The 23,217-nt window shown below is 73.1% G+C and carries 19 protein-coding genes and 1 pseudogene; 11 read left to right on the top strand and 9 right to left on the bottom strand.

The features are described 5' to 3' along the window. Positions 1 to 16: 16 nt before the first annotated feature. The 4 genes from ACFVXJ_RS22300 to ACFVXJ_RS22285 are packed head-to-tail and all read right to left on the bottom strand — an operon-like array spanning position 17 to position 3,616. Entirely contained in the window at positions 17 to 721 is a 705-nt protein-coding gene (locus ACFVXJ_RS22300) for a response regulator (protein ID WP_389664024.1), read from the bottom strand. Then, on the bottom strand, positions 718 to 1,884 hold the full coding sequence (locus ACFVXJ_RS22295; protein ID WP_389664022.1) for a sensor histidine kinase: 1,167 nt from the start codon (positions 1,882 to 1,884) through the stop codon (positions 718 to 720). The genes ACFVXJ_RS22300 and ACFVXJ_RS22295 overlap by 4 nt, the downstream gene beginning before the upstream one ends. Then, positions 1,881 to 2,570: a glycerophosphodiester phosphodiesterase gene (locus ACFVXJ_RS22290; protein WP_389664020.1), complete on the bottom strand. Its 690-nt coding sequence runs from the start codon at positions 2,568 to 2,570 to the stop codon at positions 1,881 to 1,883. Before ACFVXJ_RS22290 ends, ACFVXJ_RS22295 begins: the two co-directional genes overlap by 4 nt. Positions 2,571 to 2,590: 20 nt before the next feature. Then, positions 2,591 to 3,616, bottom strand: a complete 1,026-nt coding sequence (locus ACFVXJ_RS22285) for an adenosine deaminase (protein ID WP_389664019.1) — start codon at positions 3,614 to 3,616, stop codon at positions 2,591 to 2,593. A 107-nt stretch (positions 3,617 to 3,723) separates the two neighbouring features. Between ACFVXJ_RS22285 and ACFVXJ_RS22280 the strand changes: the two genes are divergently transcribed. Continuing rightward, a complete protein-coding gene (locus ACFVXJ_RS22280; protein ID WP_389664017.1) occupies positions 3,724 to 4,449 on the top strand; it encodes a DUF4190 domain-containing protein in 726 nt (241 codons plus the stop codon). Positions 4,450 to 4,480: 31 nt separating this feature from the next. On the opposite strand, the gene ACFVXJ_RS22275 is transcribed toward ACFVXJ_RS22280, so the two are convergent. Then, entirely contained in the window at positions 4,481 to 5,242 is a 762-nt protein-coding gene (locus ACFVXJ_RS22275; protein ID WP_389664015.1) for an SDR family oxidoreductase, read from the bottom strand. Between the two features lie 314 nt (positions 5,243 to 5,556). Between ACFVXJ_RS22275 and ACFVXJ_RS22270 the strand changes: the two genes are divergently transcribed. Further along, positions 5,557 to 6,420 (top strand): helix-turn-helix transcriptional regulator, encoded by an 864-nt coding sequence (locus ACFVXJ_RS22270; RefSeq protein WP_389664014.1) that lies wholly within the window; start codon positions 5,557 to 5,559, stop codon positions 6,418 to 6,420. Between the two features lie 21 nt (positions 6,421 to 6,441). On the opposite strand, the gene ACFVXJ_RS22265 is transcribed toward ACFVXJ_RS22270, so the two are convergent. Together ACFVXJ_RS22265 and ACFVXJ_RS22260 are read right to left on the bottom strand one after the other, a co-directional pair. Continuing rightward, positions 6,442 to 6,870 (bottom strand): NUDIX hydrolase, encoded by a 429-nt coding sequence (locus ACFVXJ_RS22265; protein ID WP_389664013.1) that lies wholly within the window; start codon positions 6,868 to 6,870, stop codon positions 6,442 to 6,444. A gap of 11 nt (positions 6,871 to 6,881) precedes the next feature. After that, complete coding sequence (locus tag ACFVXJ_RS22260; RefSeq protein ID WP_389664011.1) at positions 6,882 to 7,439, bottom strand: NADAR family protein; 558 nt, start codon at positions 7,437 to 7,439, stop codon at positions 6,882 to 6,884. 193 nt (positions 7,440 to 7,632) lie between these two features. Here ACFVXJ_RS22260 and ACFVXJ_RS22255 point away from each other — a divergent pair, with 193 nt between their 5' ends. The 7 genes and pseudogenes from ACFVXJ_RS22255 (at position 7,633) to ACFVXJ_RS22225 (ending at position 15,491) form a co-directional block, all read left to right on the top strand. Further along, entirely contained in the window at positions 7,633 to 9,147 is a 1,515-nt protein-coding gene (locus ACFVXJ_RS22255; protein WP_389664141.1) for a gamma-aminobutyraldehyde dehydrogenase, read from the top strand. A gap of 49 nt (positions 9,148 to 9,196) precedes the next feature. Then, positions 9,197 to 10,447 (top strand): spermidine/putrescine ABC transporter substrate-binding protein, encoded by a 1,251-nt coding sequence (locus ACFVXJ_RS22250; protein WP_389664009.1) that lies wholly within the window; start codon positions 9,197 to 9,199, stop codon positions 10,445 to 10,447. A 71-nt stretch (positions 10,448 to 10,518) separates the two neighbouring features. Continuing rightward, entirely contained in the window at positions 10,519 to 11,688 is a 1,170-nt protein-coding gene (locus ACFVXJ_RS22245; RefSeq protein WP_389664007.1) for an ABC transporter ATP-binding protein, read from the top strand. Further along, positions 11,685 to 12,614 carry an ABC transporter permease gene (locus ACFVXJ_RS22240; RefSeq protein WP_389664005.1) on the top strand — a complete coding sequence of 310 codons (930 nt, stop codon included), beginning with the start codon at positions 11,685 to 11,687 and terminating at the stop codon, positions 12,612 to 12,614. The genes ACFVXJ_RS22245 and ACFVXJ_RS22240 overlap by 4 nt, the downstream gene beginning before the upstream one ends. Further along, a complete protein-coding gene (locus ACFVXJ_RS22235) occupies positions 12,614 to 13,420 on the top strand; it encodes an ABC transporter permease (RefSeq protein WP_389664003.1) in 807 nt (268 codons plus the stop codon). Before ACFVXJ_RS22240 ends, ACFVXJ_RS22235 begins: the two co-directional genes overlap by 1 nt. A gap of 21 nt (positions 13,421 to 13,441) precedes the next feature. Beyond that, positions 13,442 to 14,860: an NAD(P)/FAD-dependent oxidoreductase gene (locus tag ACFVXJ_RS22230; RefSeq protein WP_389664001.1), complete on the top strand. Its 1,419-nt coding sequence runs from the start codon at positions 13,442 to 13,444 to the stop codon at positions 14,858 to 14,860. A gap of 153 nt (positions 14,861 to 15,013) precedes the next feature. Further along, positions 15,014 to 15,491, top strand: a pseudogene (locus tag ACFVXJ_RS22225) (hypothetical protein). Positions 15,492 to 15,647: 156 nt separating this feature from the next. Here ACFVXJ_RS22225 and ACFVXJ_RS22220 read toward each other — a convergent pair. Together ACFVXJ_RS22220 and gabT are read right to left on the bottom strand one after the other, a co-directional pair. Then, a complete protein-coding gene (locus ACFVXJ_RS22220) occupies positions 15,648 to 16,211 on the bottom strand; it encodes a phosphatase PAP2 family protein (RefSeq protein ID WP_389663999.1) in 564 nt (187 codons plus the stop codon). Between the two features lie 400 nt (positions 16,212 to 16,611). Next, positions 16,612 to 17,946, bottom strand: coding sequence for a 4-aminobutyrate--2-oxoglutarate transaminase (gene gabT / locus ACFVXJ_RS22215; RefSeq protein WP_136213462.1), 1,335 nt, complete (start codon positions 17,944 to 17,946; stop codon positions 16,612 to 16,614). Positions 17,947 to 18,185: 239 nt separating this feature from the next. Here gabT and ACFVXJ_RS22210 point away from each other — a divergent pair, with 239 nt between their 5' ends. Both ACFVXJ_RS22210 and ACFVXJ_RS22205 read left to right on the top strand, forming a co-directional pair. Continuing rightward, positions 18,186 to 20,531 (top strand): ATP/GTP-binding protein, encoded by a 2,346-nt coding sequence (locus ACFVXJ_RS22210; RefSeq protein WP_389663997.1) that lies wholly within the window; start codon positions 18,186 to 18,188, stop codon positions 20,529 to 20,531. Positions 20,532 to 20,743: 212 nt separating this feature from the next. After that, positions 20,744 to 22,324 (top strand): PucR family transcriptional regulator, encoded by a 1,581-nt coding sequence (locus tag ACFVXJ_RS22205; protein ID WP_389663995.1) that lies wholly within the window; start codon positions 20,744 to 20,746, stop codon positions 22,322 to 22,324. Positions 22,325 to 23,217: the final 893 nt, after the last annotated feature.

Raw genomic sequence — 23,217 nt, 5'->3', positions numbered from 1 at the left:
GTCGACACCCCGCCTCTCACTCTCCAGAGGGAGTACCCCGCACGGGGGACGCCACCCCCGCCGCGATCAACCCCGTCTCGTACGCGCAGATCACCGCCTGGATCCGGTCCCGCAGACCCAGCTTCGCCAGCACGTTGCCCACATGCGACTTGACCGTGTGCTCGCTCACCGTCAGCGCCACCGCGATCTCCGCGTTCGACAACCCCCGCCCCAGGTGCAGCAACGTCTCCCGCTCCCGCGCCGTCAGTGCCTCCAACCGCCCGGCGACCGACGCGGCCCCGCCCGCCGGACGCGCCGCCGTCACCGCCGTGTACTCCTCGATCAACCGCCGGGCCACCGAGGGCGCCAGCAGCGACTCGCCCGCCGCCACCACCCGTACCGCGTGCACCAGGTCGTCGCGTCGCACGTCCTTCAACAGGAACCCGCTCGCCCCCGCGTGCAGCGCCTCGTAGACGTACTCGTCCGAGTCGAAGGTCGTCAGCATCACCGTCCGGCAGGCGCTCTCGGCCGAGATCGTCCGGCACGCCTCGATCCCGTCCGTCACCGGCATCCGGATGTCCAACAGCGCCACGTCCGGCCGCAACTCCCGCACCGCCGCGACCGCCGCCGCACCGTCCCCGACCTCCGCGACGACCTCGATGTCGTCCTGCGCGTCCAGGATCATCGCGAAGCCGCTGCGCACCAGCTCCTGGTCGTCGGCCACCACCACACGGATCGTCAACTCACCACCCCCGGCGCCGAGATTACAAGGGCCACCCGGACCCGGAACCCGCGCCCGCCCGGCCCCGGACCGCACTCGGCCGTCCCGCCGTGCGCGGCCGCCCGCTCCCGGACGCCGATCAACCCGTGCCCGCCCGTCGGTACGCCCGGCCCCCGCCCGTCGTCCGTCACCGATACCGTCAGGACCCGCGATCCGTAGTCCAGCCGCACCGCGGCCCGCGCCGCCCCGGCGTGCTTGACCACATTCGTCAGCGCCTCCTGCACGACGCGGTGCACCGTCGCCTCCAGCGCGGCCGGCAGCGCACGCACCTCGCCGACGCGCTCGTACGCCACCTCCAAGCCGCTGCCCCGCACCCGCTCCAGCAGCCCCGCCAACTCCTCCACCCCCGGCTGCGGTCGCCGGGGCGCCGACTCCTCGGTGCGCAACACGCCCAGCATCGACCGCAGCTGCGCCATCGCCTCCCGCCCCGTGCCGGCTATCGCCTCGAACGCGGCCTCGGCCCGCTCGGGGGCCCGGCGCACCGCCACCGGACCCGCCTCCGCCTGCACGATCATGATGCTGACGGCGTGCGAGAGGATGTCGTGCATCTCCCTGGCGATCCGGGCCCGTTCGCGCGCCGCCGCCTGCTCCGCCTCGATCCGGTTCGCCCGCTCCAACTCCGCCGCCCGCGCCTCGACGGCCCGGGTGTACGCCTGCCGCGTGTACTGGAGACGGCCGAGCGCGTAGGCGGCGATCGACACGAACAGGGTGAAGAGCAGCTCGCGGGCCGTCCCCGTGTTCCACCCCACCGACACGGCGACCGCCACCACCGTGAACAGCCCCACGCCCAGCCGCACCCGGGCCGTGCACCGCAGCGCCACGGTGTAGAAGGCGATCAGTCCCGCGTACGGCAGCGGCTGCCCCGGCCCGTCCAGCGTCAGCTTGTAGAGCCCGCCCACCGACAGGACGGCCACCAGCACCGCCACCGGCGCCCGCCGCCGCCAGACCAGCGGCAGCACCCCGAGCGTGGTCATCGCGTACGAGGCCCAGTCGGCCGGCGGCAGGTCCGCCGCCCGGGGCACCACGAACGGCATCGAGACCGCCGACTGCACGAGCAGCGTCAGGCCGAGATCCTGCCACCGCGGATCGGCCCGCCGGATCCGCTCCCCCCAGGTGCGTATCACCGCCCGAGCTCGGCCCGTACCGCCGCCAGCGCGTCCACCCGGTTCGTGGTGACGGAGTCCACCCCGGCCGTGATCAGCGCGCGCATCGTCCGCTTCGTGTCCGCGGTCCAGGCCGACACCTTCAGCCCGTCCCGGTGCACGGCGTCGGTGAGTTCCGGGCTGACGAGACCGAACCGGTAATTGAGCCAGGCCGGTTTCACCGCGTCGATCAGCACCCGGCGCGGCGGGGAGAGCGTGGTCCAGGTCAGGGCGATCTCCGCCCGCGGATCGGCGGCGCGGACGGCCAGCATCGAGTCCGGGCCCGCGCAGTAGTACGTGCGCTCGCGCGCCCCGCAGGCGCGGACCTCGTCGACGACCGCCCGGACGGCCTCCGGCGTGGCGCCCGGCAGGTCCAGCATCAGCCGGCCGGGGCCCGCCGCCACCAGCGCTTCGCGCAGGGCCGGCACCCCGCCCGCCGTCATCTCCCCGAGCTGCGCGGCCGTGACGGCGTCGAGCCGTACGTCGTGGCCCCACAGCCGCCGGAGCGTCTCGTCGTGGAGCAGGACCGGGGTCCCGTCGCGGGTCAGCCGTACGTCGATCTCCACCGCGTCCGCACCTCGGGCGAAGGCGGAGCGGATCGAGGGGAGGGTGTTCTCGCGGACTCGGTAGGGATCGCCGCGGTGGCCGACGGCGGTAAGGGTGCGCATGCCGCCATTCTGCGGGGCCGTCAGGAGGCCGACCACGCCTCGGTGTACGTGTCGATCTCCGCGTTGAGCTTCGCCTTGCCCGCCGGGTCCAGGAAGGACGCCTCGACGGCGTTCTTCGCGAGCGCGGCGAGGCCGCGCTCGTCGAGGTCGAGGAGGCGGGCGGCGACCGCGTACTCGTTGTTGAGGTCGGTCCCGAACATCGGCGGGTCGTCGCTGTTGATGGTGACGCGCACGCCGGCCCGCACCATCTCCTTGATCGGGTGCAGGTCGAGGTCGGTGACGGCGCGCGTGGCGATGTTGGAGGTGGGGCACACCTCCAGCGCGATGCGGTGCTCGGCGAGGTAGGCGAGCAGCTCCGGGTCGCGGGTGGCGCTGGTGCCGTGGCCGATGCGCTGGGCGCCCAGCTCGTTGATGGCGTCCCAGATCGTCTCCGGTCCGGTGGTCTCGCCGGCGTGCGGGACGCTGTGCAGGCCGGCCGCCCGGGCGCGGTCGAAGTACGGCTTGAACTGCGGGCGGGGCACACCGATCTCCGGACCGCCGAGACCGAAGGAGACCAACCCCTCGGGGCGCAGGTCGACGGCGAGTCGGGCCGTCTCGGCGGCGGCTTCCAGACCGGCCTCGCCGGGGATGTCGAAGCACCAGCGCAGGACGACGCCGAGCTCGGCCTCGGCCGCCTTGCGGGCGTCCTCGATGGCCGCCATGAAGGCGTCCTCGGGGATGCCGCGGCGGGTGGAGGAGTAGGGGGTGATGGTCAGCTCGGCGTAGCGGATGTTCTGCCGGGCCATGTCGCGGGCAACCTCGTAGGTGAGGGTGCGTACGTCGTCGGGCGTGCGGACCAGGTCGACGACCGACAGGTAGACCTCGATGAAGTGCGCGAAGTCGGTGAAGGTGAAGTAGTCGACGAGGGCCTCGGGGTCGGTGGGGACCTTCGAGTCGGGGTGGCGGGAGGCGAGTTCGGCCACGATGCGCGGCGAAGCGGAGCCCACGTGGTGGACGTGCAGTTCGGCCTTGGGCAGCCCCGCGATGAAGGGGTGCAGGTCGGGCATGGATGCCTCCGGGAGGGCGCGGGTGCGGGCAGGACGGCTTCATCGTAGGCAGGCCGGGCCGTGTCGGTGCCGGCGCATAGCATGGACGTACGAGAGGGGGGCGCCGTATGACCGACCAGCAGAGCCCTGAGCCGAGAGACCCGTGGGCGCCGCCCGAGCGTCCTTCGGCGGGGCCCGATCCGGTCCGACCGGGGGACGCCGCGGGCGGGCCGGCGATCCACGGGCACCCGACGGTGGCGGAGCTGCCGGGGGCGGGGGGCCCGCCGGCGGCAGCCGCGCCGCCGGTCTACGGGTACCCGGCGCAGCCGGACCCCGGCGGTTACGGCTACCCCGGGGCGCCGACGCCGGCCGGCCCACCCGGGTACGGGGGAGCGCCCGGGTACGGCGGTCAGCCCGGGTACGGGGGAGCGCCCGGTTACGGGGGGCAGCCGCCCTACGGGGGACCGCCCGGGTATCCGGGCTATCCCACCGCGGCCGGGTACCCCGGATACGGCCCCGGGTATCCCGGCCATCCGCAGCCGAGCAACGGCCTCGGCGTCGCCGCGTTCGTCCTCGGACTGCTGTCCCTGGTGGCGTGTTTCACCCTCGTCGGTCCGCTCGTGTTCGGGATCGTCGCGGTGGTGCTCGGCGCGCTGGCCCGGGGCAAGGCCGCCCGCGGGGAGGCCACCAACGGGGGCCTCGCGCTGGCCGGCCTGATCTGCGGAGCGGTGGGCATCGTGCTCGGCGCCGCCCTCACCCTGTTCCTCGTATTCGGCCCGGGCTACTCCTCCGACTCCGGTGACACGGACTACCACGGCCCGTCGTCGGACTCCCGGACGCAGGAGCGGATATGACCGCACCGGCCTGCCGGTCCGTCGCCGACCGTCATGCCTGTGTGGTCGGCTGGATGACCAACTGGCGCAGGTTGACGTGGCGGGCGCGGCTCGCGGCGTAGGCGACCAGGTCCGCGACCTCCTCCGCCGCGAGGGGGCCGATCGCGTCGAACATGCCCGACAGTTGGGACGCGAGGGCGGCGTTGTCGATGCCCTGCGGCAGCTCGGTGTCGGTCAGACCCGGCTCGATGTTCGTGACCCGCACCCGCCGCGGGCCCAGTTCGGTGCGCAGGGACTGGGAGAGATGGGTCAGTGCCGCCTTCGTCGCGCCGTAGACCGCGTAGTCGGGGAAGTGGAGGTGCGCGGCGATGGAGGAGATGTTGACCAGGTCGGCGGCGCCACCCTCGGCGGCGCGGGCCACCAGGTCCGGTGTGAACGCTCCGATGACCCGCAGTGCCCCGCCGACGTTCGTGTCGAGCATCCGCTGCCACTGATCGGTGCGGCCGTCCCGGATCGGGTTGGGCATCATGACCCCGGCCGCGTTGACCACCAGGTCCACCGGCCCGAACCCGCTGTGGACGCGCTCGACGGCGGCGTCGACCGCGCGCTGCTCGGTGATGTCGGCGGCGGCGGTGAGCGCCCGGCCGCCCTCCGCCCGGATCTTGCCGGCCACCTCTTCCAGGCGGTCGGCCCGGCGGGCGAGCAGGGCCACCCGCACGCCGTGGCGGGCGAGCAGCAGCGCGGTCGCGGCGCCGATCCCGCTCGCGGCCCCGGTGATCAGGGCGGTGCGGCCGTCCAGGGTTGCGTACGTCATGGCTGTGGCTCCTTCGCGTCGCGGGGGCGGCGGGGGTGGGGGCGCGCCCCCCCCCCCCGCGGGGCGCGCCCCCCCCCGGGGGGGGGGGGGGGGCTGGGGGGGGGGGGGGGGGGGGGGGGGGGGGCGGGGGGGGGGGGGGGCCGGGGGGGGGGGGGGGGGGGGGGGGGGGCCCCCCCCCCCGACCCAGCCTGGCGGCGCGGCCCGGACCGACCCAGGGTCGTGCTTTTCCTGGGACTGGCAGTACCAGGCTGACCGCCCGACTCCCGACTCCCGACTCCCGGCGCCCACGACCACCCCTGGCTAAGATCGAACGCATGACCGGGGACATCGGAGACTTCCTGCGCTCGCGCCGCGCCCGCATCCGGCCCGAGGAGACGGGCCTGGCCTCGCACGGCCGGCGCCGGGTACCGGGACTGCGGCGCGAGGAGGTGGCGCTGCTCGCCGGTGTCAGCGTCGACTACTACATCCGCCTGGAACAGGGCCGCGGCCCCAGCGTCTCGGACGCCGTGCTCGACGCGATCGCCCGGGTGCTGCGGCTCGACCCCACCGAACACTCGCACCTGCGCGCCCTGGCCCGTCCCGCCCCGACGCCCGAAGCGGTCCAGGACATCCGCCCCGGAGTCCGGCTCCTGTTGGACGCCGTCGGCGGGGCAGCGCCCGCCTTCGTCCTCGGCCGCCGCATGGACATCCTGGCCTGGAACGCCCTCGCGGACGCCGTCGCCGGCCACTCCCGCATGCCCGCGGGCTCCCGCAACATCGCCCGTCACGTCTTCCTCGACCCGGTGGCGCGGGAGTTGTACCCGCAATGGGCGCGGATCGCCGAGGAGACCGTCGGCTATCTGCGCCTCGACGCCGGACAGCACCCGGGGGACCCGCTGCTGGCCGCGCTGACGCAGGAGTTGGCCGACCGGAGCGAGGAGTTCCGGCGGCTGTGGGCCGACCATGCCGTCAAGGAGAAGACCCACGGCGTCAAGCTGATCGACCACCCCGTCGTGGGGAGGCTGGTGCTTCCCTACGAGACGCTCGCCCTGCCCGGCGAACCCGATCAACTCGTGGTCGTCTACACGCCGCAGCCCGGCTCCGAGACGGCCCGCCGCCTCGCCCGCCTGGCCACCGCGGCCCCCGACGCGCCCCTCCCGAAGCCACAGGAGTCCCTCCCGCAGCCCGTGCGGGGGTAAGCCCGTAAGCCCGCAACGGGTTCAGACCGACGCCGGCATGAGCAGGGTCGGCACCATGACCTCGTCCTCCCCGACCAGGGCGCGCGCGAGCGGGACCCAGACCAGCCCCACCATCCGGGGACAGTCGCACTCCAGGTCCGGGTCCACCCCCGGCCGGGGCTCCCCGGTCCCCACCTCCACCCGGTAGCAGGACGTCCACCCCGACGGGTACGGCGCCTCGTACGCGTACCGCACGGAAAGGGCCACCAGGCCGGTCTCCTCCGCCACCTCCCGCCGGACCGCGTCCCGCGGGTCCTCTCCGGGTTCCAGGCCGCCGCCCGGCAGGGTCCAGTACTCCGGGCCGTCGTGCCGCCCCGCGGCCCCGCGGCCGCGCTCACGGACCATGAGCACACTGCCGTCCCGGACGATGACCGCCGCGACCCGGCGGCGGTCCGGCATCCCTCCGGTCACGATCCCTCCGGTCACGCCGCGTCCGCCGCCCGCAGCCGCTCGCGGGCGTCCATCAGGGCGAAGCCCAGCAGGTTCAGACCCCGCCAGCGCGCCGGGTCGCCAACCCGCTCGTCGTCCGGGGCCAGTCCGACGCCCCAGATCCGGTCGAGCGGGCTCGCCTCCACCAGGACCCGGTCGCCGGTGCCCAGCAGGTACGCCCGCAGCGCGGGATCGGACCCGAACTTGTGCACGCTGCCCGCCACGACCAGCGCGTACCGCTCCCGCTCCCACACCGCCTCGTCGAAGCCGCGCACCAGCCGCCCGGCCTTCTTCGCCGCCGCCGGAGTCCCCGCCTCCACCGCCGCCCGCTCCGCCTCGGCGTCCGCGAACAGGCGCGCCTTGCCGGCCATCATCCAGTGCTCGGCGGTGGCGTAGCGGACCTCACCCACAGTGAAGGGCGCGGGCCACCATTGGCTGAGACAGCTCGGTCCGAGGCTGCCGTCCGGCCTCGGGCGGTGCCCCCAGAACGGCAGGTACTTCAGCCGCTCACCCCGGCTGACCAGGCCGATCAAGTCGTCGATCTTCTCCATGCACGCGAGTCTGGCAGTCGCCACGGACACTTCGTACCGGATTTCGGGTGTGCCTCGACACATGGTCGACCGATTCCGTCGCGTAATCAAAAGGCAACAACGGAATCACTTGGCCGAGAGGTGTACCTCTGTCAGGATCGGCACTCAATTCGGGTCTACCCCGAACTGTAGCTACGGAGAGCGTGAGAGCGTGATGGGCAACCGCTTCCAGTTCAAGGACCGCTTCGCAGAGGGCGCGCAGTACATCGACGGCCGGCTCCGGCCCGGTACCTCGGGACGGTCACACACCGTCGTGGATCCCGCCACCGGCGCCGAGGTGCTCACCTACGAGCTCGCCGGCACGGCGGACGTGGACGAGGCCGTCGCCGCCGCCAAGCGGGCCTTCCCCGCCTGGTCCGCGGCCACCCCCGGCGAGCGCTCGGACGCGCTGCACCGGCTGGCCGCCGTACTGGGCGAGCAGGCCGAGGACTTCGCGTACGCGGAATCCCTCCAGTGCGGCAAGCCGATCAAGCTGTCGACGGAGTTCGACGTACCGGGCACCATCGACAACACCGCCTTCTTCGCGGGCGCCGCACGCCACCTCCAGGGCCAGGCGGCCGCCGAATACTCCGGGGACCACACCTCCTACGTACGCCGCGAGGCCATCGGCGTGGTCGGCTCGATCGCCCCCTGGAACTACCCGCTCCAGATGGCGGCCTGGAAGATCCTCCCGGCGATCGCCGCGGGCAACACCATCGTCCTCAAGCCCGCCGAGCTCACACCGCTCACCTCCCTGATGTTCGCCCAGGCGGCCAAGGACGCGGGCCTGCCCGACGGCGTGATCAACATCGTGACCGGCGCGGGCCGGGACGCGGGCGAACACCTCGTCGGCCACCCGGACGTGGTGATGACCTCCTTCACCGGCTCCACCGCCGTCGGCAAGCGCGTCGCCGAGATCGCGACCGCCACCGTCAAGCGCCTCCACCTGGAGCTCGGCGGCAAGGCCCCCTTCCTGGTCTTCGACGACGCGGACCTGGAGGCCGCCGCACACGGCGCCGTCGCCGCCTCCCTCATCAACACCGGCCAGGACTGCACCGCCGCCACCCGCGCCTACGTCCAGCGGCCCCTGCACGACGCCTTCGTCGCCCGCGTCGCCGAGCTGATGGAGACCGTCCGCCTCGGCGACCCCTTCGCGCCCGACACCGACCTCGGCCCGCTCGTCTCCCACGCCCAGCGCGACCGCGTCGCCGGCTTCGTCGAGCGCGCCCGCGCGTACGCCACTGTGGTCACCGGCGGTGAGATCCCCGGCGGCGACCTGGCGGAGGGGGCGTACTACCGGCCCACCCTGATCTCCGGGGCCGCGCAGGACAGCGAGGTCGTCCAAGCCGAGATCTTCGGCCCGGTCCTCGTCGTCCTGCCCTTCGACTCCGACGACGAGGGCATCGCGCTGGCCAACGACACCCCGTACGGCCTCGCGGCCTCCGCGTGGAGCCGGGACGTCTACCGGGCGGGCCGCGCCACCCGCGAGCTCAAGGCCGGCTGCGTCTGGGTCAACGACCACATCCCGATCATCAGCGAGATGCCCCACGGCGGCTACAAGGCGAGCGGCTTCGGAAAGGACATGAGCGCCTACTCCTTCGAGGAGTACACGCAGGTCAAGCACGTGATGTACGACAACACCGCGGTCGCCGCCAAGGACTGGCACCGCACGATCTTCGGGGACAGATAGCCGAGACCGCCCGACCAAGCGGCACACCCACCCGAAAGGGCAACAGCGCATGGAGCAGTTCGAGCCCGGCAGCCTCTCGCCGCCGCAACTCGCCGCGATACGCCGCAGCCTCACCGGCGGCCGCGGCGCCCTCACCCGGCGGTCGCTGCTGCGCGCCTCCGGCATCGGGGCGCTCACCGTCGGCGGCCTGTACGGGCTGACCGGCTGCGGCATCCCGCCCGCCAAGCGCGAAGGCGACGCGACGACGGCCTCCGACGACCACTCGGCCTCCGAGAAGGAGATCAACTTCTCCAACTGGACCGAGTACATGGACACCAGCGACGACGAGAAGTCCCGGCCCACGCTGGAGGCGTTCACCAAGCGCACCGGGATCCAGGTCAAGTACACCGAGGACATCAACGACAACGTCGAGTTCTTCGGCAAGATCCGCCCGCAACTGGCCGCCGGCCAGGACACCGGTCGGGACCTGATCGTGGTCACCGACTGGCTCGCGGCCCGCATCATCCGCCTCGGCTGGGCGCAGAAGCTGGATCCCGCCAACCTCCCGCACGCCTACACGAACCTGATCCCCCAGTTCCGCAATCCCGACTGGGACCCCGGCCGCGCCCACAGCTACCCGTGGACCGGCATCGACACGGTCATCGCCTACAACGCCAAGGCCACCGAGGGCAGGAAGGTCGACTCCGTCACGCAACTGCTCGACGACCCCACCCTCAAGGGCCGGGTCGGTTTCCTCACCGAGATGCGCGACACCGTCGGCATGACCCTGCTCGACCAGGGCAAGGACCCGGCGAACTTCACCACCGCGGACTTCGACGGCGCCATCGGCCGGCTCCAGAAGGGCGTCGACACCAAGCAGATCCGCCGCTTCACCGGCAACGACTACACGGCGGACCTCGACAAGGGCGACCTCGCGGCCTGCCTCGCCTGGGCCGGCGACGTCATCCAGCTCCAGGCCGGCAACCCGGACATCAAGTACGCCATCCCGGCCGCCGGTTACCTGTCCTCCAGCGACAATCTGCTGGTCCCGGCGCACGCCCGGCACAAGGCCAACGCCGAGAAGCTCATCGACTACTACTACGAGCCCGCGGTCGCCGCCCAACTCGCCGCCTTCATCAGCTACGTCTGTCCCGTCGACGGCGTCAAGGACGACCTCGCGAAGATCGATCCCGCCCTCGCGGACAACGTCCTGATCGTCCCGGACAAGGAGATGGCCGCCAAGGCGCGCGCCTTCCGGTCGCTCACCAGCGAGGAAGAGACCGCGTACGAGGAGAAGTTCACCAAGCTCATCGGCGCCTGATCGGGCCCGACCGGCACCCGCGCCCCGCCCTCCCCGCCCCCTTTCGACGACACCACCGAAGGCCCAGGCCCATGACTGACAAGACCGCGGGCGGCGATGTCCGCCTCGCCGGGATCAGCAAGCACTACGGCTCCTTCACCGCCGTGCATCCGCTCGATCTCACCATTCCCCAGGGCTCCTTCTTCGCCCTGCTCGGCGCCTCGGGCTGCGGGAAGACCACCACCCTGCGCATGATCGCCGGCCTGGAGGAGCCCTCCACCGGCACGGTCAGCCTCGGCGACCGCGAGGTCACCCAGCTGCCGCCGTACAAGCGCCCGGTGAACACGGTCTTCCAGAGCTACGCGCTCTTCCCGCACCTGAACATCTACGAGAACGTCGCCTTCGGGCTGCGCCGCCGCGGCATCAAGTCCGTCAAGAAGCAGGTCGACGACATGCTGGAGCTGGTCCAGCTCGGCCAGTTCGCCCAGCGCAAGCCGCACCAGCTCTCCGGTGGCCAGCAGCAGCGCGTCGCGGTTGCCCGCGCCCTGATCAACCACCCCCAGGTGCTGCTCCTCGACGAGCCGCTCGGCGCCCTCGACCTCAAGCTGCGCCGCCAGATGCAGCTGGAGCTCAAGCGCATCCAGACCGAGGTCGGCATCACCTTCGTCCACGTCACCCACGACCAGGAGGAGGCCATGACCATGGCCGACACCGTCGCGGTGATGAACGGCGGCCGGGTGGAGCAGTTGGGCGCCCCCGCCGAGCTGTACGAGAACCCGAAGACCACCTTCGTGGCAAACTTCCTCGGCACCTCCAACCTGATCGAGGCCGAGGTGCTGGAAGCCGGTTCCGCCGAGGTCGTCGTCTCCAGCGCCGGCACGAAGCTCCGGCTGCCCGTCGCGCGATGTTCGACCACACCCCGGGCCGGCGGGAAGCTGCTGGTCGGGGTGCGTCCGGAAAAGATATCCCTGGTCCACGCGGACGAGGAGGACACCATCGCGGCCGGCCGGAACAAGATCACCGGCACGATCGCCGACTCCTCCTTCATCGGCGTCTCCACCCAGTTCGTCATCGACAGCCCGGTCTGCCCGGAGCTGGAGGTGTACGTCCAGAACATCGAGCGCGACGCCCGCCTGACCCCCGGCGCCCGGGTGGTCCTGCACTGGAACCCGGACCACACCTTCGGGCTCGACGCGGCGCAGTCCATGCTTGCAGGGACGATGGGCGACGCGGGCATCGAGACGGTCGAGGAGTCCGCGTGACCGCCACCGCAGCGCCGCCCCAGGCGGCCCCCCCGGCCGAACCCCCGGTCCACAAGCCGTCGATGCGCAAGCGACTGGTCCCGTACTGGCTGCTGCTGCCCGGCATCCTGTGGCTGCTGGTGTTCTTCGTCCTGCCGATGGTCTACCAGGCGTCCACCTCGGTGCAGACCGGTTCCCTCGAAGAGGGCTTCAAGGTCACCTGGCACTTCCAGACGTACTGGGACGCCTTCACCGGCTACGTCCCGCAGTTCCTGCGCTCGCTCGCGTACGCCGGCACCGCCACCGCGCTGTGCCTGCTGCTCGGCTACCCGCTCGCGTATCTCATCGCCTTCAAGGCGGGTCGTTGGCGGAACGTTCTGCTGGTGCTGGTCATCGCCCCCTTCTTCACCAGCTTCCTGATCCGCACGCTGGCCTGGAAGACGATCCTGGCCGACGGCGGCCCCGTCGTCGGCGTCCTCGACAAGGTCGGCTTCCTCGACGTCACGAGCTGGCTCGGCATCACCGAGGGCAGCCGGGTCCTGGCCACGCCCCTCGCGGTCGTATGCGGTCTGACGTACAACTTCCTCCCGTTCATGATCCTTCCGCTCTACACCTCGCTGGAGCGCATCGACACCCGCCTCCACGAGGCGGCCGGGGACCTGTACGCCCGTCCCGCCACGGTCTTCCGCAAGGTGACCTTCCCGCTCTCGATGCCCGGCGTGGTCTCCGGGACCCTGCTGACCTTCATCCCGGCGAGCGGCGACTACGTCAACGCCGAGCTGCTCGGCTCCACGGACACCCGGATGATCGGCAACGTCATCCAGTCGCAGTACCTGCGCATCCTCGACTACCCGACAGCGGCCGCGCTGTCCTTCATCCTCATGGCCATCGTGCTGATCATGGTCACCATCTACATCCGCCGAGCGGGGACGGAGGACCTGGTCTGATGAGCACGCCGATCACCTGGCTTCGCCGCAACCTCGTCGTGATCGCGGGTCTGGGCACCCTCGCCTACCTGATCCTGCCGAACGTCGTCGTGACGGTGTTCTCCTTCAACAACCCCACCGGGCGCTTCAACTACGCCTGGCAGGAGTTCTCGCTCGACGCCTGGAAGGACCCCTGCGGGGTCGCCGACCTGTGCGGCTCCCTCTCCCTCTCGCTCCAGATCGCCCTGTGGGCCACCATCGGCGCCACCGTCCTCGGCACCGCGATCGCCTTCGCGATGGTGCGCTATCGGTTCCGGGGGCGCGGCGCGGTCAACTCGCTGATCTTCCTGCCGATGGCGATGCCCGAGATCGTGATGGCCGCCTCGCTGCTGGCCCTCTTCCTCAACATGGGCATCCGGCTGGGCTTCTGGACGATCCTGATCGCCCACGTCATGTTCTGCCTCAGCTTCGTCGTCGCCGCGGTCAAGGCACGCGTCCTGTCCATGGACCCGCGGCTGGAGGAGGCCGCCCGGGACCTCTACGCGGGACCGGCGCAGACCTTCCTGCGCGTCACCCTGCCCATCGCGGCCCCCGGTATCGCGGCGGGCGCGCTGCTCTCCTTCGCGCTCTCCTTCGACGACTTCATCATCACCAACTTCAACTCGGGCAACACCGTCACCTTCCCCATGTTCGTGTGGGGATCGGCCCAGCGCGGTACGCCCGTCCAGATCAACGTCATCGGCACGGCGATGTTCGTCATCGCGGTGCTGGTGGTCCTCGCCGGTCAGACGATCGGCAACCGCCGCAAGAAGGCACAGCCCAAGTAGCTCTGTAGGGAGTTGGAAGACATGGCCCCAGTCGCCATGCGAAGCGTTGCGCAATCCCTTTCCGAAGCACTGCCGGTCTCGTACTGGCTGGACGACCCCGGCAAGCCCGCCGCCGAGCCGGCGCTGACCTCCGACGAGGCGTGCGACCTGCTGGTCATCGGCGGCGGCTACAGCGGCCTGTGGACCGCGCTCATCGCCAAGGAGCGCGACCCCGCCCGGGACGTCGTCCTGATCGAGGGCAAGGAGGCGGGCTGGGCCGCCTCCGGCCGCAACGGCGGATTCTGCGCCGCCTCCCTCACCCACGGCTTCTCCAACGGCCTGGCCCGCTGGCCCGGCGAACTGGCCAAGCTGGAGGAGCTGGGCGCCCGCAACCTCGACGAGATCGAGGCCGCCATCGCCCGCTACGACATCGACTGCGACTTCGAACGCACCGGCGAGATCGACGTGGCGACCGAACCCCACCAGGTCGAGGAGCTGCGCGAACTGTACGAAGAGGCCCGGGGGCTCGGCCTCGCCGACGGCATGCGCTGGCTGGACCGCGACGAGGTCCGGGCCGAGGTCGACTCCCCCACCTTCCTCGCCGGGCTGTGGGACACCGACGGCGTCGCCATGCTCAACCCCGCCAAACTCGCCTGGGGCCTCAAGCGGGCCTGCCTCGGACTCGGGGTGCGGATCTACGAGAACACCCGCGGGCTCTCCCTGGCCGCCTCCGGCGCAGGCATGGCCGTCCGCACCCCGTACGGGCGGATCTTCGCCCGCCGGGTCGCGCTGGGGACCAACATCTTCCCCTCCCTGGTCAAGCGGATCCGCCCCTTCACCGTCCCGGTCTACGACTACGCGCTGATGACCGAGCCGCTCACCGCCGAGCAGCTCAAGGCCATCGGCTGGGGCAACCGCCAGGGCCTGGGCGACAGCGCCAACCAGTTCCACTACTTCCGCATCACCCCGGAGAACCGCATCCTGTGGGGCGGGTACGACGCCATCTACCCCTACCGGGGCAAGCTGGACTCCGAGTACGACCACCGCCCCGAGACGTACCTCAAGCTCGCGCAGCACTTCTTCACCGCGTTCCCGCAGCTGGAGGGCATCCGGTTCAGCCACGCCTGGGGCGGCGCCATCGACACCTGCTCCCGGTTCTCCGCCTTCTTCGGTACCGCGCACGCCGGCAAGGTGGCGTACGCGGCCGGGTTCACCGGCCTCGGCGTCGGCGCCACCCGCTTCGGCGCGGACGTGATGCTCGACCTGCTGGACGGCGCGCGCACCGAGCGGACCGAACTGGAGATGGTGAAGTCCAAGCCGATGCCGTTCCCGCCCGAACCCTTCGCCTGGACCGGCATCGCCCTCACCAAGTGGTCGCTGGCCCGCGCCGACGCCCGGGGCGGGCGCCGCAACCTCTGGCTCAAGGCGCTGGACCGCTTCGGACTGGGCTTCGACAGCTGAGCGACCGCCGGGGGCGCGCGATGTGCGCCGCCCCCGGCCGGACGACCCGATTTCACCACCACGATGTACCAGAACCCGCGTCATGGCCGGGTACGGCCCCGCTCTCTCCAGTGGAGAACACTTCACCGAGCCGGAGCGAACGGAGGCCGTGCGATGACTGTTCCCGGGGACAAGAGCGCAGTGGACTGGCTGGTATCGGCGGCGCCGGATCCCGCCGCCTGCCGGTGGGAGTGGGAGCGCAACCCCCTCGGGATCGCCCTGCTGCCGGCCGGCCGCCGCTGGGACGTGCTGATCGTGCCCGGCGAGCTGGGCCGGGCCGCCCTCGACGTCCTGACACTGCTCGTGGAGCGGCCCGGTCCGGTGCTCGCCGACTTCCCCGCCGGCCGGCGGGGGCACCCGGCGACGGCGCGGCTCGGCTTCTTCGTGCCCCCGGGCACGGCCTCCCGCTGGGTCCACCGGGGTACGCGGAGCAGGGCGCGGAACGTGGATCGCGGTCCCGTACCCGGGCCGGGCGACGGGCGGCGTGCGCCGGCTGGTGCCGCCGGACGGCCGGGGCACCCTCACCGACCCGGTGGTACTGGAACTCGCCCTGCACGAGGCGGCGGCCCGGTCGACGGCGCGCGAGTGCTAGTGCTGTGACCGGGAAGGTCCACCGGGTCGCGGCGCCCGGCACGGCACCTCCCTGCGTTGTCGGACCACGGAAGTACGTCCAGTACGAGCCCGGCCCTCCGCCTTGCGATGCACCGCGCCGACCACCGCGACCCGGCAAACCTTCCCGGCCACAGCACTAAGAGATGCCGGGGGTCCGGCGGATCGGGGCCCGGCCCACCGCCCACCGCACGCCGATCAGCAGCGGCGCGCACAGCAGCAGGCTCGCCAGCACGTCCAGCGGCCAGTGGAAGCCGCGCAGCACCAGGCCCGCCGCCGTCAGTGCGGTGAGGAGGGCGGCGAGCGCCGTGGGCCAGGGGACGCGGGTGTACGGGCGGACCAGCAGGGCCGCGCCCGTGTACGCGACGAAGGCCGTCGCCGTGTGCCCCGAGGGGTAGTAGCCGGCGGCCCACGGCTCCAGCGGGCCCGGCCGGCCCGTCCACTCCTTGAGCGGGACGATCAGCGCCGGCACCACGGCCATGGCCACCGCCGCGGCGGCGGGGCCGAGCCGGTCGCCGCGCCACAGGGCGCAGCCGAGGGCGAGGAGCAGGACGGGCAGGGCCACGGGGACGTTGCCGAGGTCGGCGAGGCGTTCGGTGACCGCGTCGGGGACGGTACGTACCAGTGCGCGGCTCAGGGCGGCGTCCGGGGTCAGCAGCGGCCCCGACACGAGGACCTGCCAGGTGAGGAGGGCGAAGAACAACGCGCACAAGGCGGCCGGGAGGACGGCACGGACGACGGCCGGGAGAACAGCCGGGAGGACACCCGGGAAAATGGCCGGCCGTCCCGGAACAGGGGGGGTGGTTCCGGGACGGCCGCCCGGATCGGGTTGCCGTGCGCCCCGGGGGGTTTGGGGCGTACGGCCGTCCGATCGGTGAGGAGTGTGCGCGAACGCATGCCCAGTGCGGCGCTGGGGAAGCCCGGTACTGGTGTCGCCCCCGTGAGGCCGGGAGCGGGGTGTCTCACTCATCTGCAGAAACCGTACGGCAGCGAAAAGGGGACCGACAGCAGGAACGCGCTCCTGCCATCGGCCCCCCACATCTTCTTCACAGCGCCCGACCGTTACCGGCGGTACCGGTGGGTCCCTGTGTTCGGACGTTCGCTCAGATGCCCGCGAAAGCCGCCTCGATGATGTCCAGACCCTCGTTCAGGAGGTCCTCGCCGATGACGATCGGCGGCAGGAAGCGGAGCACGTTGCCGTAGGTGCCGCAGGTGAGGACGAGCAGGCCCTCGGCGTGGCACGCCTTGGCGAGGGCGCCGGCCGCCTCCGGGAAGGGGGTCTTGGACGCCGGGTCCTTGACGAGCTCGATCGCGATCATGGCGCCGCGGCCGCGGATGTCGCCGATGATCTCGTACTTCTCCTGCATGGCCGTCAGACGGGCCTTCATGACGGTCTCGATCTTCTTCGCCGCGGCGTTGAGGTCGAGCTCCTTCATGGTCTCGATGGAGCCGAGCGCACCGGCGCAGGCCACCGGGTTGCCGCCGTAGGTACCGCCCAGGCCGCCCGCGTGCGCGGCGTCCATGATCTCGGCGCGGCCGGTCACGGCGGCGAGCGGCAGACCGCCCGCGATGCCCTTGGCGGTGGTGATGAGGTCGGGGACGATGCCCTCGTCCTCACACGCGAACCACTGGCCGGTGCGGCAGAAGCCGGACTGGATCTCGTCCGCGACGAACACGATGCCGTTGTCGTTGGCGAACTTCACGATCTCCGGCAGGAAGCCCTTGGCCGGCTCGATGAAGCCGCCCTCGCCGAGGACCGGCTCGATGATGATCGCGGCGACGTTGTCGGCGCCGATCTGCTTGGTGATCTGGTCGATCGCCTGGGCGGCGGCCTCGGGGCCGCAGTTCTCGGCGCCGGTGGGCCAGCGGTAGCCGTAGGCGACCGGGACGCGGTAGACCTCGGGGGCGAACGGCCCGAAGCCGTTCTTGTACGGCATGTTCTTCGAGGTCAGCGCCATCGTCAGGTTGGTACGGCCGTGGTAGCCGTGGTCGAAGACGACGACGGCCTGGCGCTTGGTGTACGCACGGGCGATCTTGACGGCGTTCTCGACGGCCTCGGCGCCGGAGTTGAACAGCGCCGACTTCTTGGCGTGGTCGCCCGGGGTCAGCTCGGCGAGCGCCTCGCAGACCTCCACGTAGCCCTCGTAGGGGGTGACCATGAAGCAGGTGTGGGTGAAGTCGGCGAGCTGCGCGGAGGCGCGGCGCACGACGGCCTCGGCGGAGGCGCCGACGGAGGTCACGGCGATGCCGGAACCGAAGTCGATCAGGCGGTTGCCGTCGACGTCCTCGATGATGCCGCCGCCCGCGCGGGCGGTGAAGACCGGAAGCACGGAGCCCACGCCGCCGGCCACCGTCTCGAGGCGGCGGGCCTGCAGCTCCTGCGACTTGGGGCCGGGGATCGCGGTGACGATGCGGCGCTCCTGCGGGACAGCGGTCATAGGGGGCTCCTGGGGGGTGTTTTCGGACGCACTTGTGTCTTTGTCCGCAGGCTAGGCCCGAGGGCGGGGGGACCGCATGCTCCGTTCGGGAGTGGTCCCCGCGTGTCCTTGTCCGCGACGGCCATAGGAAGCGGTGGTCGCGTGTCTTGTGGATCATGACCGGGTACGGGCGGCGGAACGCCGGTGGCCACTAGATTGAGCGCGAGCGCAGCGCAGTGAACGGGCAGGGGGCAGGGTTCATGGACACCGACGGCGCGTACCAGGAGCAGCGGGTGGGAGGCGGGCGCGTGCCGAAGCCCGCCGGCCCGCCGCCCATGCCCGGCGCCCCTCCGACCGCCCCGCCGAAGCCGGGCTACGCGCCGGGTCCCGCCTCCGCGTTCGCGCAGTGGCTGCGCGTCCCCCGGCCGAAGGCCGAACCGGGCACCTGGCGGTTCGGGTACCGGCCGCGCCCCACGGCGGAGGCGGAGCCCGCCCAGGACCGGGCGTTGCTGAGCGGCGCCGTGATCTCGTTCCTCGCCTGCGTGCTGCTGTGGTCCCTGCTGACGAACGGGTACATCCCGAAGGTCGACGTGCCCGTGAAGGCGCTCACGCCCCAGAGTTGGTGGCGGCTGGGCGACGACCCGGTCGACGGCAGGGGCATCGCCGCCCTCCAGGCGTACGCGCTGTTGATCACCGGCGCGCTGGTGGTGTGGTTCAGCCGCCTCGGCTCATGGAGCCTCGCCTTCGACCGGCTCGTCGCGGCGCGTGGTCCCGCGGCGCGGGCGGTGGGCGCGACGGTCGGGGCACTGTTCGTCCTGATGCTCATCTGGACGAGGACGCTGACGCTGCTCGGGCTCGTCGGCGACCATCTGCCATACGAGGACATGAACACGGGCACGCAGACCCTCGTCACCTACCTCGTCTACGGGGTCACCACGCTGCCCGTCGTGGTGTTCTTCGTCCGGCTGGCCCGGCGCACGGGCGGGCCGAAAAGCGGGCCGACGGTGCCCGACCCCGCTTCCGCGCCCCCGGCGCAGGACCCCCTCGCCTGGGGCGAGCTGCGTGCCGCGGGCCTCACGGAAGCGGCCGAGCGGCTGGCCGGGGAGGTGGCGGCCGGGCGGATGAACGACGTGGACTACGCGCGGATCCGGCGGGCGTGGGAGAGCGTGCGGGCCGACCCGGGGCGGGCCGGGGCCTTCGCGCAGGCCGTGCGGGACAAGGGGGCGGCGGCGTGCGTGCACCCGTCCGGGGCGCGGGACCTGCCCGCGCGGGCCGCGCGGCACGACCTGCCGGCCCGGCAGGTGCTGCTCGGCACCGTCGAGGACGGCGAACGCAACCCCTGGGCCCGCCGCGGGACCGGCTTCGCCCTCGACCCCGACGTGCTCGGCACCTCGCTGCTCGCCGTCGGCCCGTCCGGCTCCGGCAAGACCCGGCGGCTGGTCCGGCCCGTCGTGGAGACGCTCGCGCTACAGGCGCTGGCCGGGCAGGCCGCCGTGATCGTCGTGGCTTCGGCCGGAACCCCGCTGGGGCCCGACGCCGCCTATGACGTCGTGGTCCGCGTCGGCGACCCCGACTCCGTCTACGACCTCGACCTGTACGGCGGCACCACCGACCCCGACGAGGCCGCCTCGCTGCTCGCCGAGGCGTTCGCCGGAGACGTCCCCGGGACGGAGGTCCGCCGGGCGGCCACTGCCCTCGCCCAGCTGCTGGGCCCCTTCCGCGCCGCGTACGGCCGCTTCCCCGGCGTGCCCGAGCTGCGCGAACTCCTCGACCAGGTGCCCGCCGCGCTCGACGCGCTGCGCACCGCGCTGGAGGACGCCGGCCTGCACGTCATGCTCCGCGAACTCGGCGCCCGCGCCCGCCAGTACGGCGCCCACGGCGACCCCGGCCCGGTGCTCGCCGACCGGGTGGCGCTGCTGGACCGGCCCGCCTTCGCGGGGTTCTTCGACACCACCGGCCAGGGGCGGCCGTTCTCGCTGCGCTCGCTGGAACACCCGCTGCGCGTCCGTGTCGACCTGCCCGAACGTGCGCACGCCGACGCCTCCCGGATGCTGGCCCGGCTGCTGCTCGCCCAGTTCACCGCCTCCGCCGCGGCGCGCGCCGACCGCTCGCTCTTCGCGTTCCTCGCCTTCGACGACGCCGCCCACACCCTGACCCCCGAAACCGTGCGCGGCATCCAGCGGCTCCGCTCGGCCAACGCCGGGGTACTGCTGGCACTGCGCACGCTGGACGACGTACCGGAGGCGCTGCGCACCCCGCTGCTCGGCGCGGTCGGCTGCCGGATGGCCTTCTCCGGGGTGACCACCTGGGACGGCAAGCGGTTCGCGGAGGCCTGGGGCACGGAGTGGGTCGAGACGCGGGACGTCACCCATCGGACCGTCTTCGCGGACCAGCCCTTGACCCGGGCCATGCACGCCTTCCGCAAGCTGATCACCGGGAAGTCCGTCACCACGGACGCGGTGACCGTGCGACAGGTGGAGCGGGAGCGGTGGTCGGCCTCGGAGCTCGCGCACGCCGTGCCGCCGGGGCACGCGGTGCTGTCGCTGACCTCCGTCCGAGGGGAACGGGCGGCCCCGCTGCTGGTCAGGCTGGCCGACACGAGCTGACCGGGCCGGGCCGAGCCGAGCCGGGCCGGCCCGAGCCGGTCGCCGCGCACCGGCCGGGCCGAGCTGAGGGGACCCGTACGGGGTGGCAGAATCGAGGAGAGCCGTTCATACGCCACGGCGAAATCCGCTCCCCCCTCGTGCCCTAGCCTCCTCGCCTCCGCCCCTCCCCGCACCGACCGCTTCCGCCTCCCCTCAAAGGCCACTGGTACCCGATGCCGCTCACCCTCGCCTCGCTCGTCCAGCACTCGGCCCTCAAGCTCAGCGTCCGTGCGGGGGAGAGCCGCCTCGACACCCCCGTGCGCTGGGCCCACGTCAGCGAGCTCGCCGACCCCGTCCCGTACATGGAGGGCGGCGAGCTGCTGCTGATCACCGCCATGAAGCTGGACGCGGAGGACCCGGAGGAGATGCGCCGCTACGTACGGCGGCTCGCGGCGGCCGGCGTCGTCGGTATCGGCTTCGCGATCGGCGTCAACTACGAGGCGATCCCCGAGGCGCTGGTCGACGCCGCCCGGGCGGAGGATTTGCCGCTGCTGGAGGTACCGCGCCGGACCCCGTTCCTCGCCATCAGCAAGGCGGTCTCGGCGGCGCTCGCGGCCGACCAGTACCGGGCGGTGACGGCCGGCTTCGAGGCGCAGCGGGAGCTGACCCGCGCCGCGCTCTCCGTCGACGGACCGGCCGAGCTGCTGGCGAAGCTGGCCGCCCACGTGCACGGCTGGGCCGCGCTCTACGACACCTCCGGCGCGGTCGTCGCCGCCGCCCCGGACTGGGCCGCGCGCCGGGCCGCCCGGCTCACCCCGGACGTGGAGCGGTTGCGGGAGCGGCCCGCGCCCGCGAGTGCCGTGGTGGGCGGGACCGAGGACCGCGTCGAACTCCAGTCGCTCGGGACCGGGCGGCGGGCCCGGGGTGCGCTGGCCGTGGGCACGGGGGCGCCGCTGGGCACCGCCGAGCGGTACGCGGTGCACTCCGCGGTGGCCCTGCTCACCCTCACCACCGAGCGGTCGCGGTCGCTGCACGACGCGGAGTCCCGGCTCGGCGCGGCGGTGCTGCGGATGTTGATGACGGGCGAGGCGGAGCACGCCCGGGCCGTGGCCGGGGATCTGTACGGGGCCCTGCTGGACGCCCCGTTCCGTATCGTCGTCGCCGAGCCGGCGCTGCCGGGAACCGCCCAGCCGGAGGGGCTCGCCCAACTGGCCGACGCGGTCGAGTCGGCGGCGGCCCGTACCGGGGAGGCGCTGCTGGTGGTCCCGGAGGACGGACGGCTCGTGGTCCTGGCCGCGGAGGCGGGCTCCGCCGTACAGGCGTGCGCGGAGTACGCGGAGACGGCGGAGGCGCGGCGCGGGCGGGACTCGGTCGGGCCGGAGCCGGACGAGCTGGTGGTCGGCCTGTCCGCCCCGGCCGGCCCCGCGGGCGTGGCCGCCGCCGTCAAGCAGGCCGACCAGGCCCTCGCGGTGGCCCGCCGCCGGGGGCGCCCGATGGTGGAACACGAGGACCTCGCGGCCGGCTCCGTACTCCCGCTGCTGGCCGACGACGCGGTACGGGCCTTCGCGGACGGCACGCTGCGGGCGCTGCGCGAGCACGACGAGAAGGGCCGCGGCGACCTGGTGGCCTCCCTGTACGCGTGGCTGTCGCGGCACGGCCAATGGGACGCGGCGGCGGTCGACCTCGGCGTGCACCGGCACACCCTGCGCTACCGGATGAAGCGCGTGGAGGAGATCCTCGGCCGCTCCCTGGACGACCCGGACGTCCGCATGGAACTCTGGCTCGCCCTCAAGGCCAGCCCCACCGACGCATAGACCCCGCCCGGGCCCCGGGACATCGCGGTGCGCGGCAGAAGCCCGGCGCCGACCCGGCGCGCTTCGGCGGGCCGCCCGGCCCGTGGTCGCCGTCGACCGCGTGCTACGCCGGGGGCGGTTCTCCACCGGATCCTGCGGCCCGGGTCCGACCCGACGCACTTCCGGGCCGCGCGACGGTGGTCGATGCGGGCCGAGTGCGTGCCGCCCGGGCCCGTGGGCTTCGGGCGACAGCCCGAAACATGGTCGGGGCCCGGCCCGGACACTCCTCGGTGCGGCTCCCGGCCGGAGCGGGCCGTGACCTTCGCCCGATGAACGGTCCTCCGCCCAGGCCCGTCCGTGCCGGCGCCCTTCGGTGCCGGGCGGCCGAGGTCGGAGGCGACCGAGTGGCGTTCCGCCGGGACCGAGGGCGGAGCGGTCCGCGCGCACCGCGAGGCTCCACGCCCCGCCCCCGGCCACCCGTCGCGGCGTGACCCGTAGGGGCATCAGACCGACAGGCCCCGGCCCGCGCGTACCAATGCTCACGCGGTGGCGGGGGAGGCGGCGCGGTCGCGATCCGGAGGGCCGAGTCAGGGCGGCGCCGTGCTGGCAGGGGCTGCGGCCGGAGGATCCGCAGAGCCGGCCGCACACATGAGCCGGACCCCGGCGCGCCTCAGGCGGCGCCCTCGCGCGGGACCCACCCGGTGGGGGGCGGGCGCCGTGGCCGGCGGCGCGTCCGGCCGAGGGCCGGGCCGGGCGCGCCGCCACCCTGAGGCTCCGCCCCGGGCCGTCATCCGCGAGGCAGCCCTCGCGCGGGACCCACCCGGTGGGGGGCGGGCGCCGTGGCCGGCGGCGCGTCCGGCCGAGGGCCGGGCGGCCCGTGGTCAGGTTGCTCCTGCCGGCGGCGCCCTGCCCGC

Origin of the sequence: Streptomyces sp. NPDC058279 (genome assembly GCF_042881255.1) — a bacterium.
Taxonomy (GTDB): domain Bacteria; phylum Actinomycetota; class Actinomycetes; order Streptomycetales; family Streptomycetaceae; genus Streptomyces.
Note: the sequence above shows the minus strand (reverse complement) of the source record. Positions and strands in the feature narration are given on the sequence as shown.

Bases quoted from the DNA above. Each gene is read 5' to 3' on its own strand.
- ACFVXJ_RS22205 (WP_389663995.1), top strand. From the start codon at position 20,744: ATGCCGCTCACCCTCGCCTCGCTCGTCCAGCACTCGGCCCTCAAGCTC.
- ACFVXJ_RS22275 (WP_389664015.1), bottom strand. From the start codon at position 5,242: ATGACGTACGCAACCCTGGACGGCCGCACCGCCCTGATCACCGGGGCC.
- ACFVXJ_RS22235 (WP_389664003.1), top strand. From the start codon at position 12,614: ATGAGCACGCCGATCACCTGGCTTCGCCGCAACCTCGTCGTGATCGCG.
- ACFVXJ_RS22280 (WP_389664017.1), top strand. From the start codon at position 3,724: ATGACCGACCAGCAGAGCCCTGAGCCGAGAGACCCGTGGGCGCCGCCC.
- ACFVXJ_RS22245 (WP_389664007.1), top strand. From the start codon at position 10,519: ATGACTGACAAGACCGCGGGCGGCGATGTCCGCCTCGCCGGGATCAGC.
- ACFVXJ_RS22290 (WP_389664020.1), bottom strand. From the start codon at position 2,570: ATGCGCACCCTTACCGCCGTCGGCCACCGCGGCGATCCCTACCGAGTC.
- gabT (WP_136213462.1), bottom strand. From the start codon at position 17,946: ATGACCGCTGTCCCGCAGGAGCGCCGCATCGTCACCGCGATCCCCGGC.
- ACFVXJ_RS22210 (WP_389663997.1), top strand. From the start codon at position 18,186: ATGGACACCGACGGCGCGTACCAGGAGCAGCGGGTGGGAGGCGGGCGC.
- ACFVXJ_RS22250 (WP_389664009.1), top strand. From the start codon at position 9,197: ATGGAGCAGTTCGAGCCCGGCAGCCTCTCGCCGCCGCAACTCGCCGCG.
- ACFVXJ_RS22255 (WP_389664141.1), top strand. From the start codon at position 7,633: ATGGGCAACCGCTTCCAGTTCAAGGACCGCTTCGCAGAGGGCGCGCAG.
- ACFVXJ_RS22270 (WP_389664014.1), top strand. From the start codon at position 5,557: ATGACCGGGGACATCGGAGACTTCCTGCGCTCGCGCCGCGCCCGCATC.
- ACFVXJ_RS22230 (WP_389664001.1), top strand. From the start codon at position 13,442: ATGGCCCCAGTCGCCATGCGAAGCGTTGCGCAATCCCTTTCCGAAGCA.
- ACFVXJ_RS22260 (WP_389664011.1), bottom strand. From the start codon at position 7,439: ATGGAGAAGATCGACGACTTGATCGGCCTGGTCAGCCGGGGTGAGCGG.
- ACFVXJ_RS22285 (WP_389664019.1), bottom strand. From the start codon at position 3,616: ATGCCCGACCTGCACCCCTTCATCGCGGGGCTGCCCAAGGCCGAACTG.